Genomic DNA, 17,353 nt, shown 5'->3' with positions numbered 1-17,353 from the left:
CCTTGAGCAGCATGGCGTCGCAAAAATACTGGCGCGACGGCGTGCGATTTGCGGCTCCCAAGGATAAATGAACGCCTGCTCGCACAGCACAGGGTTCCAGCCATGTCCTGACCACAGATTAACGCGATTGCGGGCGGCAACGCAATATCCGTATGAGGAGTCTCGGGTCAAGATCTCGCCCGACTTTGAAAGATTGCAGGGTGGCGGGTCATGCCATAGCGGCCTGCAGAGCCGCATAAATGCGTGGGCTGTCCATTTGGGCGACGTTAAAGCGCATGAAACGGCTTGCGCTTTCGGTGGGGCTGAAGACGTTTCCGGGAGCAAGGATGATGCCATCGCCCAGGCAGTGACGGGCGATTTCGGCCGTATCGATCCCGTCAGGAAAGCGGCACCACAGATAGAATCCTCCGCGCGGCTGCAGAATGGGTGCGATGCCCAACGGTGCCAGATGTGCGGTTACACGCTTGCGCGCCAGAGACAGGCGCCGGTGAAGATCGGCGAGGTGCTTGCGGTAGCTTCCACCTGTCAGCACGCCGGCCAGCAATTCAGCAGCAACGGGGCTTGGTCCGCCGAAACTGGTTGCGACCTGAAGGTCGATCAGCGCCTCGATCCAGTCCGAACGTCCCGCGACATGGCCACAGCGCAGCGAGGCCGAGAGCGTCTTGGAAAAGCCGCCGATCCGCAGCACCCGGTTCAGCCCGTCCAGTACGGCAAGGCGCGGCGAAGGCTCGGGCTCAAGATCGGCGAAGGTGTCATCCTCGACGATGATGAGATCCTGCTTGGCGGCCAGCGACAGCACCCGATAGGCGACCTGTGGCGAGATCGTCGCTCCGGTCGGATTATGCAGCGCGGAATTGGTGATATAGAGCCGCGGTCCCTGCTGCAATGCTGCCGCAAAGGCATCAAGGTCGGGCCCGGCCGGTCCGTGGGGCACACCGGCGATCTGGACACGATGCGCGCGGAGCAGCGCATGAAAGTTGAAATAACCCGGATCATCTACCAGCACGGTGTCTCCCGGATTCAGGAAAAGCCGGCAGATCAGGTCCAGTGCCTGCGAGGCGCAACCGGTCAGCATGATCTGATCCGGTGCAACCGGCAGGCTTTCTTCGGCAAAGCGGGTCTGCAGCACCCGCAGCAGCGTGTCCGGCACCTGCACGCCGGCATAATTCGTCAGCACCGTTCCGTCAGCTTTCGCCAGAGCACGCAGGCCTTTGCGAAGAGCATTCTGCGGCATCCAGGCCTCGGGCAGCCAGCCGCAGCCCGGCTGCAAACTGCCCGGTGCCGCGCTCAGCGCCTGGCGTGAGACCCAGAACGGATCAATATCCCGGTCACGCGATGCCCCCATCTGCGCTACCTTCATCGGCGGCATATTCGCATCCGCGACATAAAAGCCGGCACCGCGCCGCGCCCGGATCACCCCTTCGGCAGCCAGCCGGTCGTAGGCTTCGACCACGGTCGACGGCGACACATTCATGGTTTCGGCAAAGCGCCGGATCGAGGGCAGGCGGTCGCCGGGACCGAGAGCGCGGCGTGCGAGCCGGTCGCGCAGAACCTGTATCAGGGCTTCGGTTTTCGTTATTATCCCGGTCATGATGTTCAGATTGTTTGGGTTTTCGTCACGATACAGTATGGTAGAATTGTATGGGATTGTTTCTGTCCCCACCAGTTCCCATCGCTTATCCCGAAGAAAAAAGGGTAAAGCGCAATGCAAGACAGATTGGTAGGCTGGGGTAATGGTCTGGTCGGGGTAGTGATCTTCAGTGGATCGCTGCCTGCGACGCGGATGGCAGTGGCGGATTTCTCGCCCCTGTTCCTGACATCCGCGCGCGCCGTCATCGCGGCGATGCTGGGCGGGCTGGCCCTCTCGCTACTGAGCCAATCACGCCCGGATCGGCGCGATTTCCTGTCGCTGGCGGTAGTGTCATTTGGTGTCGTGATCGGATTTCCGCTGCTGACTGCGCTGGCGCTGCGCCATGTCACAGCCGCCCATTCCATCGTCTTCATCGGGCTGCTGCCGCTGGCGACGGCCTTCTTCGGCGTCATCCGCGGCGGGGAGCGGCCACGTGCAATCTTCTGGCTGTTTTCTCTCATGGGCGCTGCGACGGTTGCCGGCTTCGCATTATCACAGGGCGGTGCAGGATCCCTCATCGGCGATCTGCTGATGCTGGCGGCCATCCTGGTCTGCGGGCTGGGTTATGCCGAAGGTGCCACGTTATCGCGCCGAATTGGCGGATGGCAAGTTATTTCCTGGGCGCTGCTTCTGTCGCTGCCCATGATGACCATGCTTGTCGCGATGACCTGGCCCGATAATCTGCGCAACGTCACATTGCCCGGCTGGCTGAGCTTCGGATATGTCTCCGTTTTCAGTATGTTGGTGGGTTTCGTCTTCTGGTATCGTGGACTTGCCCTTGGCGGTATTGCGGAAGTCGGACAGCTGCAACTGCTGCAGCCCTTCTTTGGTCTTCTGCTGGCAGCATTGGTTCTGCACGAACCCATCTCGTGGCCGATGATTGCTTGCGCCTTTGTCGTCGTGATCTGCGTCGCGGGTGCCAAAAAATTTGCGGTCTGAACTGGCCTCTTATAAGGTTTTCTGCCGGTCGAGAGTGAGTACCGCGCCGTTTTGCCTGACTGCGATGTAGACTCGCCAGCAGTACAATCATGCGGTGCAGCCGAAATGTTGTACAATGAGCAAGCGCCCGGCCCGGGCAATGGTGTTTCTGGCGGCGCAATTGGCTTTGACGGCGTTGTTGCTGTTTTTCTTGACGCCATTGGCGCGTCTGCTGGCGGTTGGTGTTCTGCCGCCGGTGGTCATCTATCTCTTCTGCAAACGCTTTACCCGCTGGCCGCAGGTGGTTCTGGGGGTTGCCTTCAATTGGGTTATGCTGGTGGCGTGGGCACAGATCGAGGAGCATGTGCCGTAGGTGCGGTGTTGATGTGGCTCGGGGCTCTCGCATGGCAGATCGGCTATGACACGACCTATGGCTATGTCGATGTGAGGGACGACAAGCGCCTTGGCCTCAAATCCACGGCGATTCTGTTCGGAGCGCATGGCTAGGCACTCATCGGGCTGTTCTACGCTTTCACGATGCTGGGCATGTCATCTCTCTATGCCATCGGAATGGCGGTGATCGCGGCACATCTCGGCTGGCAGACGCGACGGTTCGACTTGGACCGACCCGAAGTCAATTTCCGCCTGTTCTTCGCAAACATACTGACTGGAGCTTTGCTGGCTGTTGCAGCCCTTGCTGGAACGCTTTAAAGTTCCTCCGCCAGCAGCTTCGATGGATAGTGCTATAGCGTCACGAGGGTCTGACGAGCGACCGCTAATGAGATGTGACACCTGTTACCCCACCGTAAGATTATCCTTTATCGGGTTATCGCCGGTCGCACTGGCTGCCATCAGACTATCACCGATCTTACTTCCGATGACACGCTCGATCTGTCCGACTGGGCCGGCTTCAACCGGTGTCTGTCGTGGAGGATGACAGCCATGTCATCGTTTTGGCCACGCTGGAACGGATAATCTGTCGGGGCGTGACGGGGGCAACATGACTGCAGCGATCAGCGGCGCGACGGTGGCATGATCGTTCTGCGAGGTGCGGCTGGTCGACGGCGTGCTGAATAGCGAAACCGGCATCATGCTCAGCACGATATGAAGAAAGGCATGCCAACAGGGCGGGACTTGTAGGTCACACCTGGCGGGCGACTAGGTCACACCTGGCGGGCGACGATGCCCATAGCTGTGATAATGGTGCGCGCGAAGGTTAGTGCGCCTATCCCGTCGATGTCGCGTTCCGGCATGAATTCCACGAAATCCATTGCCCGGATACGGCCCTTGCCGGCAACGATGCGGATCAGGTCGCAGACCTGGTAATATTCTAGCCCGCCCGGCCCGCGCGCAATTACCCCTGGCAGGTCAGAGGAGGTGAAGGCATCCGCATCGATGCAGACGACGATATCTGTGTCCTCGGGCACTGTTGCCAGCGCTCGCTCTGCACCAATGCGGTGCATCTCTGCGGCGGTGACGATGTGGGCGCCCCAAGCCAGCGCGTCTTCCAGATCGGTGGTCGCCCCCGAGCCGATGCCGCGCGCGCCCACCTGCACGATATGGCGCACCTGAGATAGTTCTGAGGCGCGACGCATGGTCGAGGACAGGCCAAGGCTTTCACCCATATGCGCCTGACGCCAGTCGATATGAGCGTCGATCTGTACAATAGTCAGGTAGCGCCCCTCAGCCGCAGCCCTGGCATTCACCGCCTGCAGCATGGGGATCGGGACGGAATCGTCGCCGCCCATCAGCAGCGGTACGACGCCGCGGTCCAGCAGCATGGCCACCGCATCGCGGATACGCTTGCGGTTGCCGGGGGCGTCGGCCTCGTCAAAGGTCAGGTCGCCGCAGTCGACGGCGCGCAACTGCGGTGCAGGAAAGACCTTGCCACCGATGTCGAAATCATGGCGGTCGATATTGGCGATGAAGCTGGCTGTCGCCGCCCGCAGCGCCGCTGGGGCATTGCGGCAATAGGCCCCGACCGAGGCATAGGGCGTGGCGCAACCCGCGCCTAGGATCGCTATGGGTGCCGTGACCGCGCTCAGGTCGCGCACCTCCTCAAGGCCAAGAAAGGTGGTGGCTTCCGTGCTGGCGCCGAACAGCGCGCCCAGGTCAACCTTGTTCATGCGGGCTCCTCCCTTCGTGGATATATCAGTGGTCTAGACGCAGAAAGTTGGCAAAGCGCCGCTCGGCCAGTTGCACCGCCGCGACCAGAATGGCGGTCAGCGCCAGATAGATCAGGGCGGCTGCGACATAGGGTTCCAGCTGGATGTAATAGTTCAGCGTGATGTTGCGGGCGACGCCGGTGATCTCCATCAGTGTGACGGTGCTGGCCAGCGAGGTCGCGTGCATCAGCATAATCATCTCGTTGCCGTAAAGTGGCAGCGAGCGGCTGAGCATCCCCGGTATGAAGATGCGCAGCGCAGCGCGCAGGGGCGTGAAGCCATAGGCCTGCGCGGCCTCGATCTCGCCCTTGGGAATGGTGCGCAAGCCGCCCGCGAAGATCTCGGTGGTATAGGCGCCGCTGTTGAGCACAAAGACCAGCAGCGCGCAAACCAGCGGGCTGGAAAGCCAAGGCCACAAGAAGCTGCCGCGCAGCAATTCAAACTGCGCCAGCCCGAAATAGACCAGGAAAAGCTGCACCAGCAGCGGCGTGCCGCGAAATACCGTGGTATAGGCGATCACCGACCTGCGCAGGAACCGGCTGCGGCTGTTGCGCAGGAAGGCCAGCGGTAGGGCAAGCAGGAAGGCTGCGCTGAGCGACAGCAGGGTCAGCCAGATGGTCAGGCCGGCGCCCTGCGCGTAAAGACGCAGATTCTCCACTACCACGTCCCAGTTCATGTGCGCCCCGCTTGGTTGGTCTGCTCAAGGCGCCGCGCCAAGGCGAGCAGCGCGAAGGTCGAAACCAAGGTTGCCGCCAGATAGAAGCCGCCCGCGATCAGGTAATAGGTAAAGGGCTGGCCCGTGGCCTCGGCCGCGCCCTTGGCGCGGAACATCACGTCCTGTAGTCCCAGCAGTGACACCAGCGCGGTGGCCTTGACCAGAACCAACCAGTTGTTGGTAAAGCCGGGCAGAGCCAGTCGCGCCAACTGCGGCAGGGTGATGCGCCAGAAGATGCGCCGGGGATGTAGGCCAAAGGCTTGCGCAGCCTCCAGTTGGCCGCGCGGAATGTTCTGCAGAGCGGATTTGAAAGTCTCGCACATATAGGCGCTGAAGATGACGCCCAGCGTGAACATGCCCGCCCAGAAGGGCGGAAACTCGACCCACAAATCGCTGCCCGTCCATTCCAGGAACTGGTTGATCGCGGCGGGCAGGCTGTAAAAGACCAGAAGCATCAGCACCAGGTCCGGGATGCCGCGGATGACGAAGGTAAAGCCCTGGACTAGCCGCATCAGCCAGCGCCGGCGCGACAGCTTGCCATACGCCAGCGCCAGCCCCAGGACCGAGGCCAGCACCAGCGCCCCCAGCGCTAGCAGCAGGGTCAGCGACCCCGCTGCCAGGATCGTCCATGCGAAAGCCGCGAACATTACTGTCCGAAATATTGCTGGTTCAGCGCGTCAAGCGTGCCGTCCTCGCGGATTTTGGCAAGGCCCGCATTCACCTTTTCGACCAGTTCGGTATTGCGCTTGCCAATGGCGATGGCGACGCCCTCCCCGAATTCCGGCGCGTCCTTGCCGGTCAGCTCCGGACCGACCAGTTCATAATCCTTGCCCGATTCCGATTTCAGGAAGGAATGCACGATCTGCGCCTGATAGCTGATATGCACATCGGCCCGGCCGCCAGTCAGCTCCAGATAGGGCGCGCTGCCGGTGTCATAGCGCTTGATCGTCGATTGCTTGTAATGCGCAGTGACATAAGCGTCCATCGGCGTGCCGGTCTGCACGGCGATGGTCTTTCCGGCCAGCCCCTCGGGCGAGATATGCAGCGCCGCGTCCTTTTTCGCCACAAAGCGGAAGGTTGGATGGCTGTATATGTCCGAAAAAGCGATGACCCGGCGGCGCTTGTCCGTCACCGTCAGTTGCGAGATGAGCGCGTCATATTTGCCGTCGATCAGGCCGGGGATCATCCCATCCCATGCGGCATTAGCGATGTTGCATTCCAGTTCAGCGGCTTTGCAAACCGCCTCCATCAATTCGATGTCATAGCCTACCAGCTTGCCGTTCGCGTCGATCGACTCGAAGGGCGGAAAGGTCGCGTCAGTGGCGATGTTCAACGGCGCGGCCAGGGCCGGGGCGGCCAGCAGCGAAAGCGCGAAGACGAGTTTCAGGCGAAGCATGGTGGACCTCTCTGTTGTTGTGCTTCAATGCCGGGCGCGGTCGATGAAACGCGCCAGTCGTTCCGTGCGGGGCGCCCCGAATACCTGCTCGGGGCTGCCCTGTTCCTCGATTACGCCGCCCTGTAGATAGATAACCTGGGTCGAGGCGTGGCGGGCAAACGCCATTTCATGGGTGACGACGATCATGGTCCGGCCTTCTTCGGCCAGCGACTGCATGACCTTCAGCACCTCGCCCACAAGCTCGGGGTCGAGCGCGCTGGTCGGTTCGTCGAACAGCATTACCTGCGGCTCCATCGACAGCGCGCGAGCGATGGCCACACGCTGCTGCTGGCCGCCAGACAACTGGCCGGGATAGCGGGCCAAGTATTCGCGACCTAGCCCGACCTTTTCCAGATTCACGCAGGCGCGTTCGCGGGCCTCCTCGCGGCTCAGTCCCAGGGTGCCGACCGGGGCCTCGGTGACATTCGCCTCGACCGTCATATGCGACCACAGGCAGAAGTTCTGGAACACCATTGCCAGCCGTGTCCGTATCCGCCGCAGCTGCTTGGCGCAGGCGGGCCGCAACGCCCCGTCACGTCCGCGGGTGGTTTGCAACGCCTCGCCCTCGACGGTGATGGTTCCAGCGCTGGGCGCCTCGAGAAAGTTCATGCAGCGCAGCAGCGTGCTTTTGCCTGAGCCGGATGAGCCGATGATGCTGATGACGTCGCCTGCACTGGCCGACAGGGAAACTCCTTTCAGCACTTCATGTGCGCCATAGGATTTGTGAATTCCCGATACGGTCAGCTTATCCATGATCTTCCTTGCGCGGCTTGAGCCTGATCGAGTTCGCATATCCGCCGGGAGAAGCGCAAATGATGGATTGTCATGGTATTGATGAAAATTCGTCACCTAACTGAATGTTTCATACAGAAAACAGCATAATATTTTAATATTACAAGCTTTTATTTGCTATAGATATCTGCGAGTTCTACACTGCACTTTCTGCGCAAAAGTGCGGTATTTGCGATAGAAGTCTTCACTCCGAGAACCGACCGGCCAGAGATTGGCCAAATTTGCTCAAGAGCCAGTACAGGAACATCCGCACACGCGGACGCGCGAGATTCTCGGGCGAGACAACCGCATACCAACCGCCATTCGGGTTGATCGTATCGACGAAAGGCCGGATAAGGGAGCCGTCGCGGATATTCATGCCGGTCAATGTCTCGCTGGCTAAGGCACATCCCGCGCCATGCACCGCCAGTTCGATCGCGGCACCCAAGTCGTTGCAGTAGAGGTTACGGGTGAACAGGCCGATATCCATCTGCCCCGCCTGTGCCAGCCAGCGTCGCCATTCCGAGCCATTGTCCCAATGCAGCAGGAAGACGCGCTGCAAATCCTTGGGGCTGCGCAGGCCATTCGCTGCCCCGCTCATCAGGACGGGGCTGCATACCGGGCCGATGAGGATATCCTCCAGTAGGATGGCGTGCAGGTCAGGCCATGCTCCTGCACCGAAGAGGATGCCGATATCAGCATCGGGGAGTTTAGTAATGGTTTGGTTCTCGGCAAGCCGGACATGACATTCGATCTGTGGATGGTCGTTGCAGAATTCGGCGATGTTGCGCGACAGCCAGCCGCTGGCGAACATGGGTGGACAGGTCAGTTTCAACCGACCACCTTCCTCTTCGGGCCGTTCTGACAGACGCAGGGCGGTACCGTAAATCTCCTGCAATGCACCCGTGACGGCGGCGGCGAAGCTGCGGCCTGTATCGGTCAGCCGGATGCCGCGGCCAGCCTTTTCGAACAACGCAAATCCCAACGCGCTCTCCAACCGGCTGATTTGGTGACTGATCGCGCTATCACTAAGGTGCAGTTCTGCTGCAGCCTTGGTAAAGCTGCCGCATCGCGCCGCTGCCTCGAAAGAGCGTAGATTGGCAAGTGGCAGGTGGCGGATACTGTTTTTTGTATCGTAGGTCATGTTGGCAGATGGTTGGGTCATGGCTTGGTGCCAATCCCTTGTCTCAGCGGGATGGGAGCAGCCACGAATTTCGCCGCAGAGAACGAAGCTCCGGAGACCGCGGTATGGGGCGTGTCACCCGTGTAACCCGGCAGAGCGCTATACGCGAATGCGTTAACCGCAATGTAGTTGCGATGTTCGGCTAGTTCTGTCAGCCGGGTCCGGACCAATTTCGCAGACGAGCTTTCTTGCCGAGGTGGCTCCACATATGTTGAGAAAATCGGAATCGCCTCCGTTGCAAACGCGTTCAGTAGAACCGAACGATAGTGGATGTGGAACTGCGGCATTTTACTGAGGCGCTGTGAAGTCGTGATGCAGAAGAGCGTAGAGGGGTGAGTCGTTTCAGTCCAGAGTGGTGTCGCCCTTGGATTCGAAGTAGCCAGTCTCAGCGTTCACTGGGCCTGATCTACTTCGTTTCAGTCGGCATATTATAATCAGGCATCTTGTGAATCGGTGTCGGGTCTCGGCGCAGATAGGCGTCATAGGTCATTGAGTTTCAAACGGGGGCGAGGTTAGTCGCCGAAGTCTATTCCGACTATTGCTTTCGTTGCCCGCGCTATTCTTGCTCCGGCGCGAGTTGATCGAGCGTCACCTGTCCGAAGCACTTTATGAACAAAGCCTCTGCCTGCGCCATTATGTCCGATAGAGTGACGTCGACACTGTTCTGAACCTGAATCTGGATTTTATAGCGGTTGCCAATCGCAAATAACATGGGCCGCTCGAGGGCTTCGTAAACGGCGAGCAAGGTTCTCTCGGTAAGCGTCCGCGCCAGTTGCCAGCACCGCCATGTCCCGCCAGACTGGGCAAGGAGGGAGAGCGTTGCGAGATACCGTGCCTGAAACTCACCTGCCACGCATGCCCTTCGAAGCTGCGCTGCTGCTGTGGATAGCCTATTCAAGCTATCGCCCGCAACCGGTTAGCAAAGAGCCTCACCAAGACGGTTGTGACTCGCGAACCATGCTATGAGGTCACGGTTCCTGCCCCCCGGTTGCGAGCAGTCCTGACATGCGGGATATGATATCGTCCAGCACAGAAATCTGGCGGGTTCCGGCGGGGCGGGCCGCGAAATACGAGACGTTGATCGCAGGTCGGAAAGGACGGCTGCACAGATTGGCGCCGGCGGCATGCATTGTCGTCTGATCGACAATGGCAACGCCCAGACCGGCTGCCGCAAAATGACAGCAATGCAGCATCGCGGTTTCCATCGTGCTGATCGGAGCATGTTCTGAACTGGCGAAGGCGCGATCCAGCCCGCGGCGAAGCGGAGAGTTTCTTCCCGCAGTTAGAACGCGGTAATCGACAAGATCAACTGGTGTGATCACCTCGCGCACCGCCAAAGGATGATCGGCAGGCATCGCGGCGACGGCCTCGGAACTGTGCAGATGCACGGTCTGAAGATCGCCCGTCGGTGCGGGGCCGAAGGCAAAGCCCAGATCGTAGTGATTGTTTTCGACCATGTCCCAGATGTGACGGCTGTTTTCCACATCCAGCACGATCGGCAGATCCAACCGGTCGCCGATCACGTCGATCAGTGCCTTGTGCAGGTAAGGCCGGACCAACGAAGTGACGCTGGCCAGACGCAGCACGATATTCTTGTGCTGGCGGATATCCTCGGCCGCGCGGGCGATCTGGTCAATGCCGATATACAGGCGCTCGACCTCGTGAAACAGTAGGATCGCCTCGGGGGTTGGGGTCAGGCGAGGGCCTTGACGTGTGAACAGCGTGATCCTGACCGATGTTTCGATGTCGCGGATCAAACGGCTGACCGCAGGCTGGGTGATGTTCATCGCCTCGGCTGCGGCGGTTATGCCCCCGGCAAGCATCACATGTCGAAACGCTTCCAACTGGCGTGGCGTCAGGCGCATGAACAATCCTGCATAACATTTAGGCATGAACTAAAGCCTAAATACAATTTTTCAACCGAGATCAAAAGCTCTAAGCCACAGTGAGGTTCTGTGCAGGCCACGGCACGAGTGATGCGGAGGAAAAGGCTATCATGAAAATTCTTGCTACAGCAGCTGTGGCTATGTCGGTTGCAACCTTGCCGCTGACCGCGATGGCGCGGGATCTCACGGTCGGGCTTGCTGCATCGACAACCTCGATGGATCCGCAATTCTATGTCGTCGGTCCCAACAGCGCGATGGCCCGCAATATTTTCGATGGGCTGGTCAATCAGGATGCACGCCAGCAAATCGTGCCCGCACTGGCCGAAAGCTGGGAACGGATTGACGATATCACTTGGGAATTCAAGCTGCGTCCCGAGGTGACGTTCCATGACGGCAGCGATTTCACTGCCGAAGACGTGGTTGCAAGCATCAAGCGCGTGCCTCTGGCGGCGACCAACAGCCCCAGCTCATTCAACGCTTATGTCAAGGCGATCACCGAGGTGACGGCGGTCGGCCCGCTGACCGTGCGCATCACCACGGACGGGCCGACGCCGCTGCTGCTGAACAATCTAAGCCGAATCGCAATTATGCCGTCGGAACATGCAAAGACGACGACCGAAGACATGAACAAGGGCGACGGTGTGATCGGCACGGGACCTTTCAGCTTCGTGTCCTGGACGCCCGACGAATCCACCGTTCTCGCCAGAAATGACGCATATTGGGGTGAAAAGGCGGAATGGGACAAGGTGATTTTCCGCGTGTTCAAGAACAGCAACGCACGGGTTGCTGCGATGTTGTCAGGTGATGTCGATCTGATCGAAAGCATTCCCACTGCCGATACCCGTCGATTGGAAGGCTCTGACGGGCTTCAAGTCGTCATGACGACCGGCAACCGCCTGATGTATCTACACATGGATCAGGATCGCGACAACTCGCCCTATGCCAAGGCGCCCGATGGAACGAATCCGCTGCTGAAACCCGAAATCCGCCGTGCATTGTCGCTTTCGCTCAATCGCGAAGCCATCGTTGACCGGATCATGGATGGGCAGGGCACACCGGCAGGGCAGGTGGTTCCCGAAGGGTATTTCGGCTACGATCCTGCCCTGCCCGTCGAGACCTATGACCCCGAAAAGGCTAAGGAAATGCTGGCCGGGGCGGGCTATCCCGATGGGTTCAGCCTGACCTTCCACGCATCCAATGACCGTTATCCCAACGATTCGCGGATCGCGCAGGCGATCGGGCAATTCTTCACGCGCATCGGTGTGAACACCTCGGTTGAGACGCTTCCTGGCAGCGTCTATTTCACCCGCGCTTCGGCACAGGAATTCAGTTTGATCATGGGTGGCGCAGCCGTTGAAACCGGCGAAGCCTCGGGTGTACTTGGTCCGTTGCTGGAAACCTATGGCGATAATGCCGGACAAGGCAACCGCGGCCGCTATTCCAGCGCGGAATTCGACGCAGCGCTGGATCAGGCTCGTAAGACACTGAACGATGACGAACGTGAGGCGATGTTACAGAAAGCGACAGGGATCGCCATTGCCGATATGGGAATCATCCCGCTGTTTTTCCTGGATAATACGTGGGCGATGAAGGCCGGAATCAATTACGAAGGCAGGTCTGACGGCTATACGCTGCCCTATTATGTCACCGCCGAATAAGCGCCGGAAACAGGAGCCGCAGATGACTTTTCACGGAGTATTTCCCTATCTGGTCTCCCCGACCGACGAACTGGGCGGGGTGAATATGCCGGTGCTTAGCGATCTGGTCGAACATCTGATCGCGAATGGTGTTCACGGACTTGCACCGCTGGGCAGTACCGGCGAATTCGCCTATCTTTCGGATGAACAGCGCCTGGACGTGGTGCGGACCACAATTGCAGCCAATCGCGGGCGTGTTCCGGTGGTTGCTGGCGTGGCCTCGACCTCAATCAGGCACGCGGTCCAGCAGACCGAGGCGATGGTTGAGGCGGGGGCGGATGGTATCCTCGCCATCCTAGAAGCCTATTTCCCGATCAAGGATGACGGCGTTGAAGCCTATTTCACCGCCATTGCGCATGCAGCCAAGGGCCGGCCGGTCGTGCTGTATACCAATCCCCAGTTCCAGCGCTCTGATCTGAGTCTGCCGGTGATTGAGCGGCTGAGCCGGATCGACAATATCCGTTATATCAAGGATGCCTCGACCAATACCGGACGGCTCTTGTCGATTATCGAGCGCACGAAGGGGCGATTGGATGTCTTTGCCGCATCCGCCCATATCCCGGCCTGTGTGCTGATGATCGGAGGTCTGGGCTGGATGGCCGGTCCGGCCTGCATCGTGCCACGTCAAAGTATCGCGCTTTACGAGGCAGCAAAGGCCGGTGATTGGGCGCGAGCGATGGATTTGCAGCGTCCGCTTTGGCGGGTGAACGAGATCTTCGCCAAATATTCCATCGCAGCGTGCATCAAGGCTGCGCTTGAGCTTCAGGGATTCGCGGTCGGTAATCCGATCCCCCCGCAGGAGCCATTATCCGATGACGCGCGGGCCGAAATTGCGCAGGTCTTGCGCAGGGTCGGAGCGCTTTAGAGCGTGACGCGCTGAATCGAAAATGCCGGTTATTTGCGTCCCGCGATGGCCGGGGGGCGCTGCCCCCGGACCCCCGAGGTATTTGGACAAAGAAGAAGGGGGAAGAGGAAAGAAAGCGAATTCGGGCAGACGCAACATGCGCTGAATCGGGTCTCCCGCTGGAAACGACTCATCACCGAACCATCTGCCCGCCGGCGTTCCGGCGGTCTGTCGAATATTAGTCTTGTCAGGAAGAACAGAATGACTGCGATACCGATCATCATTGACTGCGACCCAGGCATTGATGACTCCATTGCCCTTCTCACGGCATTCGTGTCACCCGAACTGGATATTCTTGGGATCACGCCGGTCGCCGGCAACCAACCATTGTTGCAGACACTGCGAAATACGCTGCAAATCTGCGAATTGGGTGAGCGGAGCGATATCCCGGTCTTTCCGGGCTGCGCCCGACCACTGCTGCGCGAACCGATCTATGGCCAGTTTCACGGCGATACCGGTCTGGGCAATACCCGGCTGCCCGAGCCGGTGAAGCCGCCTGAGACCATCGGCGCGGTGGATTTCCTGATCGACCGACTGACTCTGGCGGCCGGTAGCGGGCATAGAATCACGCTGTGCTGCCTTGGTCCGTTGACGAATATCGCCGTGGCCTTGCGGATCGATCCCCGGATCGCGACCGGCGTCGATCGGATCGTGATGATGGGCGGCGCCTATCGCGAGCCGGGTAACCGTACCATGACAGCCGAGTTCAACATGCTGGTCGATCCCCATGCGGCGCATGTAGTGTTTTCCAGCGGAATCCCGATCGTGGCGCTGTCGCTGGACGCGACGCATCAGGTTATCCTCAGACCCGAGCATGTCAGCCAATTCGCCCGCGTCAGTGGCCGCATCGCGGACAGGCTGGCCGAGCTGATGGCGTTCTGGGACCGCGACCAGGTGGAACGCTACGGCTCCCGGGGGGGACCGCTGCATGATCCGCTCGTCATTGCCTGGTTACTTGTCCCCCGGCTTTTCCAGACGCGCCGTGCAAAGATTTTCGTTGAATATGAAAGCGAATTATGCATGGGCCAGACCATCGCCGACTGGTACGGCAAATCCGGGCAGGAACCGAATGCCGATATCGTTACGCAGGTGGATGCCGAAGGCGTCATCGCCTTCTTTCTTGATCGTCTGTCGCGCTATGCCGCCGAGGGTGTCGCCTGATGCCGGTCGAGATCATCATCGATACGGATCCGGGCGTCGATGATGCCGCAGCCATCCTGCTGGCGCTGGCTTCTCCCGAACTGACGGTTCTGGGTGTGACCGTGGTTGCAGGAAATGTCGGATTGGAAGCTAGCGTCAGTAATGCCTGCAAGCTGCTGGCGCTGGCCGGACGGTGTGACATTCCTGTTCATGCCGGCGCTTCTCGGCCATTACTGCGCGATCAGGTCATGGGGAAATACGCCCATATCGGTGTGTTTTCTGATCAGATCGTGCCGCCGACCGATCTGTTGCCGCAGCGGGTTTCGGCGATCTCTTTCATCGTCGATCAGGCCCGGCTCGCCATATCCGAGGGAAGGCAGATCACCATATGCGCGATTGGACCGCTGACCAATATCGCGCTGGCCCTGCGTCTCGATCCTGATATCGCGCAGGGTATCGATCGGATCGTGGTCATGGGCGGGGCCTTCGCTACGCCCGGCCATCGCACGCCGTGGTCGGAATACAATATTCACGCCGATCCCCATGCTGCTGCAATCGTCTTCGCATCGGGGGTGCCGCTGACATTGTTCCCGCTAGATGTGACCTTGCTGGCGCTGTTCACGCAGATGGATCTCGTGGAGCTGGAAGTATCGGATGGTCCTGCCGGACGGGCGCTGGCGGGGTTGTTGCGAAGCTTTGACCGCAGCGACATTCAGCGCTATGGCCGCCCCGGCGGCCCGATTCACGATGCGATGACGATCGCGTTTCTCCTGCAGCCCAGGCTTTTCACCGGTGCCGATGCCGCTATAGGGGTCACGCTTTGCGGACCCACTGCGGGGCAGACCTGGATAGATCCCTATGGCAAATCCGGGCTGCCGCCGAATGCTGTCGTCATGCGCGACGTTGACGAAGCAGCATACCGGCGGCTTGTCACAACCCGTATCGCGCGTATCGGTACACCACCCTACCCGATACCCGAAGGAAGGAAGATCAAGGCATGAGCAGCTATCTTCTAAGCCGCATTCTTCAGGCCATCATGACATTGATCGTCATGTCCGTTCTGGTCTTTGTCGGTCTGTATATGATCGGTAATCCGGTCGACGTGTTGCTTAGCCCTTCGGCGACGCCTGCCGAACGGCTGGAGATCATTCAGGCATTCGGTCTGGACCGTCCCGTATGGGAGCAATATCTTCTGTTCGTGTCGAAAGCGCTGACGGGCGATCTTGGCAATTCCTTTGTCTTCAACCAGCCCGCGCTGGATCTGATCCTGCAACGCATGCCCGCCACGCTGGAACTGGCATTCACGGCGCTTCTGATGGCGCTGGTGATTGGTATCCCGCTGGGCATTCGGGCAGGGCTGCGGCCGGATGGTCTTGTCTCGAAATCGATCATGACCTTTTCGATCCTGGGCTTCAGCCTTCCGACCTTCTGGATCGGATTGATCATGATCCTGAGCTTCAGCGTGCAGCTTGGCTGGCTGCCCGCTTCGGGCCGGGGCGATACCGTTGACATCTTCGGCGTACCCGTCAGCTTTCTGACACTGAACGGCTGGACGCATCTGATCCTGCCAGCCTTCAACCTTGCCCTGTTCAAGATCTCGCTGGTGATCCGCCTGACCCGCGCCGGTGTGATGGAGGTGATGCAGCTTGACTTCGTACGCTTCGCCCGGGCCAAGGGCCTGACCGAACACCGGATCCTGCGGGTGCATGTGCTGAAAAACACCCTTATCCCGCTGATTACTGTCATCGGGCTGGAGCTTGGCTCACTGATCGCCTTCGCGGTCGTGACCGAGACAATCTTTGCCTGGCCCGGCATGGGTAAACTGATCATCGACGCGATCGCAGTGCTAGATCGTCCGGTGATCCTCGCGTACCTGATGATCACGGTGGTCATGTTCAGCCTCATCAACCTGCTGGTGGACATCCTCTATTCGGTCGTCGACCCGCGAGTTCGCCTGGAAGGAGCTTCGCGATGACCCGGTCTTCTCAACCCGAGATCTCTGTGCATGAGGCAGTCGGAACGACAGCCCTTCCCGCGATCTCGCCGTTCCGTCGCACGGTCGGGGCAATGCTGCACAATCCTCTGGCAATGGCGGGACTGATCATCGTCGGCCTGCTGGTGCTTATCGCCCTGATCGCGCCACTGGTCGCTCCGCAGAATCCGTATGATCTGGGCCAGCTCGACATCATGGACGGCCGTCTGGCGCCGGGATCCGAAAGCATGACCGGCATGATCTATCTGCTGGGCACGGACGATCAGGGACGCGATCTGTTCAGTGCCATTCTGTATGGGCTGCGGACCTCAATCCTGGTGGGCGTCGTCAGCGCCGCAATCGCGCTGATGATCGGAGCCGGTATCGGACTGATCAGCGCCTATGCCGGCGGCCGGACCGACGCGGTGCTGATGCGGATCGTCGATATTCAGCTAAGTTTTCCGGCCATTCTGATCGCGCTGATCCTGCTGGCCGTTCTGGGGCAGGGGGTCGATAAGATCATCATCGCTCTGGTCGTCACGCAGTGGGCCTATTACGCACGGACCGTGCGCGGTTCGGCGCTGGTGGAAAGCAAGCGCGCCTATATCGATGCCGCGCGGTCGATGGCCCTGCCGGATCGCCGCGTCATCTTCCGCCACATCCTGCCCAATTGCCTGCCACCCCTGATCGTCGTCGCCACAATGCGCGTGGCCTATGCGATCATGCTGGAGGCGACGCTGTCCTTCCTGGGGATCGGCCTGCCGGTGACCGAGCCTTCACTGGGCCTGCTGATCTCGAACGGCTTCGATTACATGATGTCGGGCGATTACTGGATCAGTGTCTTTCCGGGGCTGACCTTGTTGCTTCTTATCGTGGGGATCAATCTGATCGGCGATGCCCTGCGCGATATCCTCAATCCCCGGCGGGAGGGCTGATC

The 17,353-nt window shown here is 59.8% G+C and carries 18 protein-coding genes; 9 read left to right on the top strand and 9 right to left on the bottom strand.

All coding sequences use genetic code 11. From position 1 onward, the window contains the following. Positions 1 to 208 precede the first annotated feature (208 nt). Positions 209 to 1,591 carry an aminotransferase-like domain-containing protein gene (locus tag Q0601_RS20255; RefSeq protein ID WP_305291729.1) on the bottom strand — a complete coding sequence of 461 codons (1,383 nt, stop codon included), beginning with the start codon at positions 1,589 to 1,591 and terminating at the stop codon, positions 209 to 211. A gap of 114 nt (positions 1,592 to 1,705) precedes the next feature. Between Q0601_RS20255 and Q0601_RS20250 the strand changes: the two genes are divergently transcribed. From Q0601_RS20250 to Q0601_RS20240, 3 genes are all read left to right on the top strand, one after another. Next, positions 1,706 to 2,569 carry a DMT family transporter gene (locus tag Q0601_RS20250; RefSeq protein WP_305291728.1) on the top strand — a complete coding sequence of 288 codons (864 nt, stop codon included), beginning with the start codon at positions 1,706 to 1,708 and terminating at the stop codon, positions 2,567 to 2,569. Between the two features lie 115 nt (positions 2,570 to 2,684). Next, positions 2,685 to 2,921, top strand: coding sequence for a UbiA family prenyltransferase (locus Q0601_RS20245; RefSeq protein ID WP_305291727.1), 237 nt, complete (start codon positions 2,685 to 2,687; stop codon positions 2,919 to 2,921). 11 nt (positions 2,922 to 2,932) lie between these two features. Continuing rightward, positions 2,933 to 3,055 (top strand): hypothetical protein, encoded by a 123-nt coding sequence (locus tag Q0601_RS20240; RefSeq protein ID WP_305291726.1) that lies wholly within the window; start codon positions 2,933 to 2,935, stop codon positions 3,053 to 3,055. Between the two features lie 656 nt (positions 3,056 to 3,711). Here Q0601_RS20240 and Q0601_RS20235 read toward each other — a convergent pair. The 8 genes from Q0601_RS20235 to Q0601_RS20200 all read right to left on the bottom strand — a co-directional run bounded on the left by Q0601_RS20235 (position 3,712) and on the right by Q0601_RS20200 (position 10,682). Then, positions 3,712 to 4,674, bottom strand: coding sequence for an arginase family protein (locus Q0601_RS20235; protein ID WP_305291725.1), 963 nt, complete (start codon positions 4,672 to 4,674; stop codon positions 3,712 to 3,714). A 25-nt stretch (positions 4,675 to 4,699) separates the two neighbouring features. Next, the gene (locus tag Q0601_RS20230; RefSeq protein ID WP_305291724.1) at positions 4,700 to 5,389 is read right to left on the bottom strand and encodes an ABC transporter permease; all 690 of its coding nucleotides are present in this window, start codon (positions 5,387 to 5,389) and stop codon (positions 4,700 to 4,702) included. Further along, positions 5,386 to 6,075 (bottom strand): ABC transporter permease, encoded by a 690-nt coding sequence (locus tag Q0601_RS20225; RefSeq protein WP_305291723.1) that lies wholly within the window; start codon positions 6,073 to 6,075, stop codon positions 5,386 to 5,388. Before Q0601_RS20225 ends, Q0601_RS20230 begins: the two co-directional genes overlap by 4 nt. Then, a complete protein-coding gene (locus tag Q0601_RS20220; RefSeq protein ID WP_305291722.1) occupies positions 6,075 to 6,824 on the bottom strand; it encodes a transporter substrate-binding domain-containing protein in 750 nt (249 codons plus the stop codon). Before Q0601_RS20220 ends, Q0601_RS20225 begins: the two co-directional genes overlap by 1 nt. Before the next feature lie 24 nt (positions 6,825 to 6,848). Continuing rightward, complete coding sequence (locus Q0601_RS20215; RefSeq protein ID WP_305291721.1) at positions 6,849 to 7,616, bottom strand: ATP-binding cassette domain-containing protein; 768 nt, start codon at positions 7,614 to 7,616, stop codon at positions 6,849 to 6,851. 223 nt (positions 7,617 to 7,839) lie between these two features. Continuing rightward, positions 7,840 to 8,799 (bottom strand): LysR substrate-binding domain-containing protein, encoded by a 960-nt coding sequence (locus Q0601_RS20210; protein WP_305291720.1) that lies wholly within the window; start codon positions 8,797 to 8,799, stop codon positions 7,840 to 7,842. 574 nt (positions 8,800 to 9,373) lie between these two features. Continuing rightward, positions 9,374 to 9,670, bottom strand: a complete 297-nt coding sequence (locus Q0601_RS20205) for a helix-turn-helix domain-containing protein (RefSeq protein WP_305291719.1) — start codon at positions 9,668 to 9,670, stop codon at positions 9,374 to 9,376. Positions 9,671 to 9,785: 115 nt separating this feature from the next. Beyond that, complete coding sequence (locus Q0601_RS20200) at positions 9,786 to 10,682, bottom strand: LysR family transcriptional regulator (protein ID WP_305291718.1); 897 nt, start codon at positions 10,680 to 10,682, stop codon at positions 9,786 to 9,788. Positions 10,683 to 10,813: 131 nt separating this feature from the next. Between Q0601_RS20200 and Q0601_RS20195 the strand changes: the two genes are divergently transcribed. From Q0601_RS20195 to Q0601_RS20170, 6 genes are all read left to right on the top strand, one after another. Next, positions 10,814 to 12,361: an ABC transporter substrate-binding protein gene (locus tag Q0601_RS20195; protein WP_305291717.1), complete on the top strand. Its 1,548-nt coding sequence runs from the start codon at positions 10,814 to 10,816 to the stop codon at positions 12,359 to 12,361. 22 nt (positions 12,362 to 12,383) lie between these two features. Next, complete coding sequence (locus tag Q0601_RS20190; RefSeq protein ID WP_305291716.1) at positions 12,384 to 13,265, top strand: dihydrodipicolinate synthase family protein; 882 nt, start codon at positions 12,384 to 12,386, stop codon at positions 13,263 to 13,265. A gap of 240 nt (positions 13,266 to 13,505) precedes the next feature. Next, positions 13,506 to 14,465: a nucleoside hydrolase gene (locus Q0601_RS20185; protein ID WP_305291715.1), complete on the top strand. Its 960-nt coding sequence runs from the start codon at positions 13,506 to 13,508 to the stop codon at positions 14,463 to 14,465. Beyond that, positions 14,465 to 15,445: a nucleoside hydrolase gene (locus Q0601_RS20180; protein ID WP_305291714.1), complete on the top strand. Its 981-nt coding sequence runs from the start codon at positions 14,465 to 14,467 to the stop codon at positions 15,443 to 15,445. Before Q0601_RS20185 ends, Q0601_RS20180 begins: the two co-directional genes overlap by 1 nt. Next, a complete protein-coding gene (locus Q0601_RS20175) occupies positions 15,442 to 16,419 on the top strand; it encodes an ABC transporter permease (protein ID WP_305291713.1) in 978 nt (325 codons plus the stop codon). The genes Q0601_RS20180 and Q0601_RS20175 overlap by 4 nt, the downstream gene beginning before the upstream one ends. Further along, a complete protein-coding gene (locus Q0601_RS20170; protein ID WP_305291712.1) occupies positions 16,416 to 17,351 on the top strand; it encodes an ABC transporter permease in 936 nt (311 codons plus the stop codon). The genes Q0601_RS20175 and Q0601_RS20170 overlap by 4 nt, the downstream gene beginning before the upstream one ends. The last annotated feature ends 2 nt before the right edge of the window (positions 17,352 to 17,353 follow it).

The sequence above is a fragment of the Paracoccus wurundjeri genome (assembly GCF_030678915.1).
GTDB classification, from domain to species: Bacteria; Pseudomonadota; Alphaproteobacteria; order Rhodobacterales; family Rhodobacteraceae; genus Paracoccus; species Paracoccus onubensis_A.
This window is presented reverse-complemented; position numbering and strand designations above follow the sequence as displayed.

Excerpts from the sequence above, each read along its gene's own strand:
- Q0601_RS20195 (WP_305291717.1), top strand. The coding sequence starts at position 10,814 with ATGAAAATTCTTGCTACAGCAGCTGTGGCTATGTCGGTTGCAACCTTG.
- Q0601_RS20245 (WP_305291727.1), top strand. The coding sequence starts at position 2,685 with ATGAGCAAGCGCCCGGCCCGGGCAATGGTGTTTCTGGCGGCGCAATTG.
- Q0601_RS20255 (WP_305291729.1), bottom strand. The coding sequence starts at position 1,591 with ATGACCGGGATAATAACGAAAACCGAAGCCCTGATACAGGTTCTGCGC.
- Q0601_RS20215 (WP_305291721.1), bottom strand. The coding sequence starts at position 7,616 with ATGGATAAGCTGACCGTATCGGGAATTCACAAATCCTATGGCGCACAT.
- Q0601_RS20235 (WP_305291725.1), bottom strand. The coding sequence starts at position 4,674 with ATGAACAAGGTTGACCTGGGCGCGCTGTTCGGCGCCAGCACGGAAGCC.
- Q0601_RS20190 (WP_305291716.1), top strand. The coding sequence starts at position 12,384 with ATGACTTTTCACGGAGTATTTCCCTATCTGGTCTCCCCGACCGACGAA.
- Q0601_RS20170 (WP_305291712.1), top strand. The coding sequence starts at position 16,416 with ATGACCCGGTCTTCTCAACCCGAGATCTCTGTGCATGAGGCAGTCGGA.
- Q0601_RS20200 (WP_305291718.1), bottom strand. The coding sequence starts at position 10,682 with ATGCGCCTGACGCCACGCCAGTTGGAAGCGTTTCGACATGTGATGCTT.
- Q0601_RS20220 (WP_305291722.1), bottom strand. The coding sequence starts at position 6,824 with ATGCTTCGCCTGAAACTCGTCTTCGCGCTTTCGCTGCTGGCCGCCCCG.
- Q0601_RS20175 (WP_305291713.1), top strand. The coding sequence starts at position 15,442 with ATGAGCAGCTATCTTCTAAGCCGCATTCTTCAGGCCATCATGACATTG.
- Q0601_RS20230 (WP_305291724.1), bottom strand. The coding sequence starts at position 5,389 with ATGAACTGGGACGTGGTAGTGGAGAATCTGCGTCTTTACGCGCAGGGC.
- Q0601_RS20250 (WP_305291728.1), top strand. The coding sequence starts at position 1,706 with ATGCAAGACAGATTGGTAGGCTGGGGTAATGGTCTGGTCGGGGTAGTG.
- Q0601_RS20185 (WP_305291715.1), top strand. The coding sequence starts at position 13,506 with ATGACTGCGATACCGATCATCATTGACTGCGACCCAGGCATTGATGAC.
- Q0601_RS20225 (WP_305291723.1), bottom strand. The coding sequence starts at position 6,075 with ATGTTCGCGGCTTTCGCATGGACGATCCTGGCAGCGGGGTCGCTGACC.
- Q0601_RS20180 (WP_305291714.1), top strand. The coding sequence starts at position 14,465 with ATGCCGGTCGAGATCATCATCGATACGGATCCGGGCGTCGATGATGCC.
- Q0601_RS20210 (WP_305291720.1), bottom strand. The coding sequence starts at position 8,799 with ATGACCCAACCATCTGCCAACATGACCTACGATACAAAAAACAGTATC.
- Q0601_RS20240 (WP_305291726.1), top strand. The coding sequence starts at position 2,933 with ATGTGGCTCGGGGCTCTCGCATGGCAGATCGGCTATGACACGACCTAT.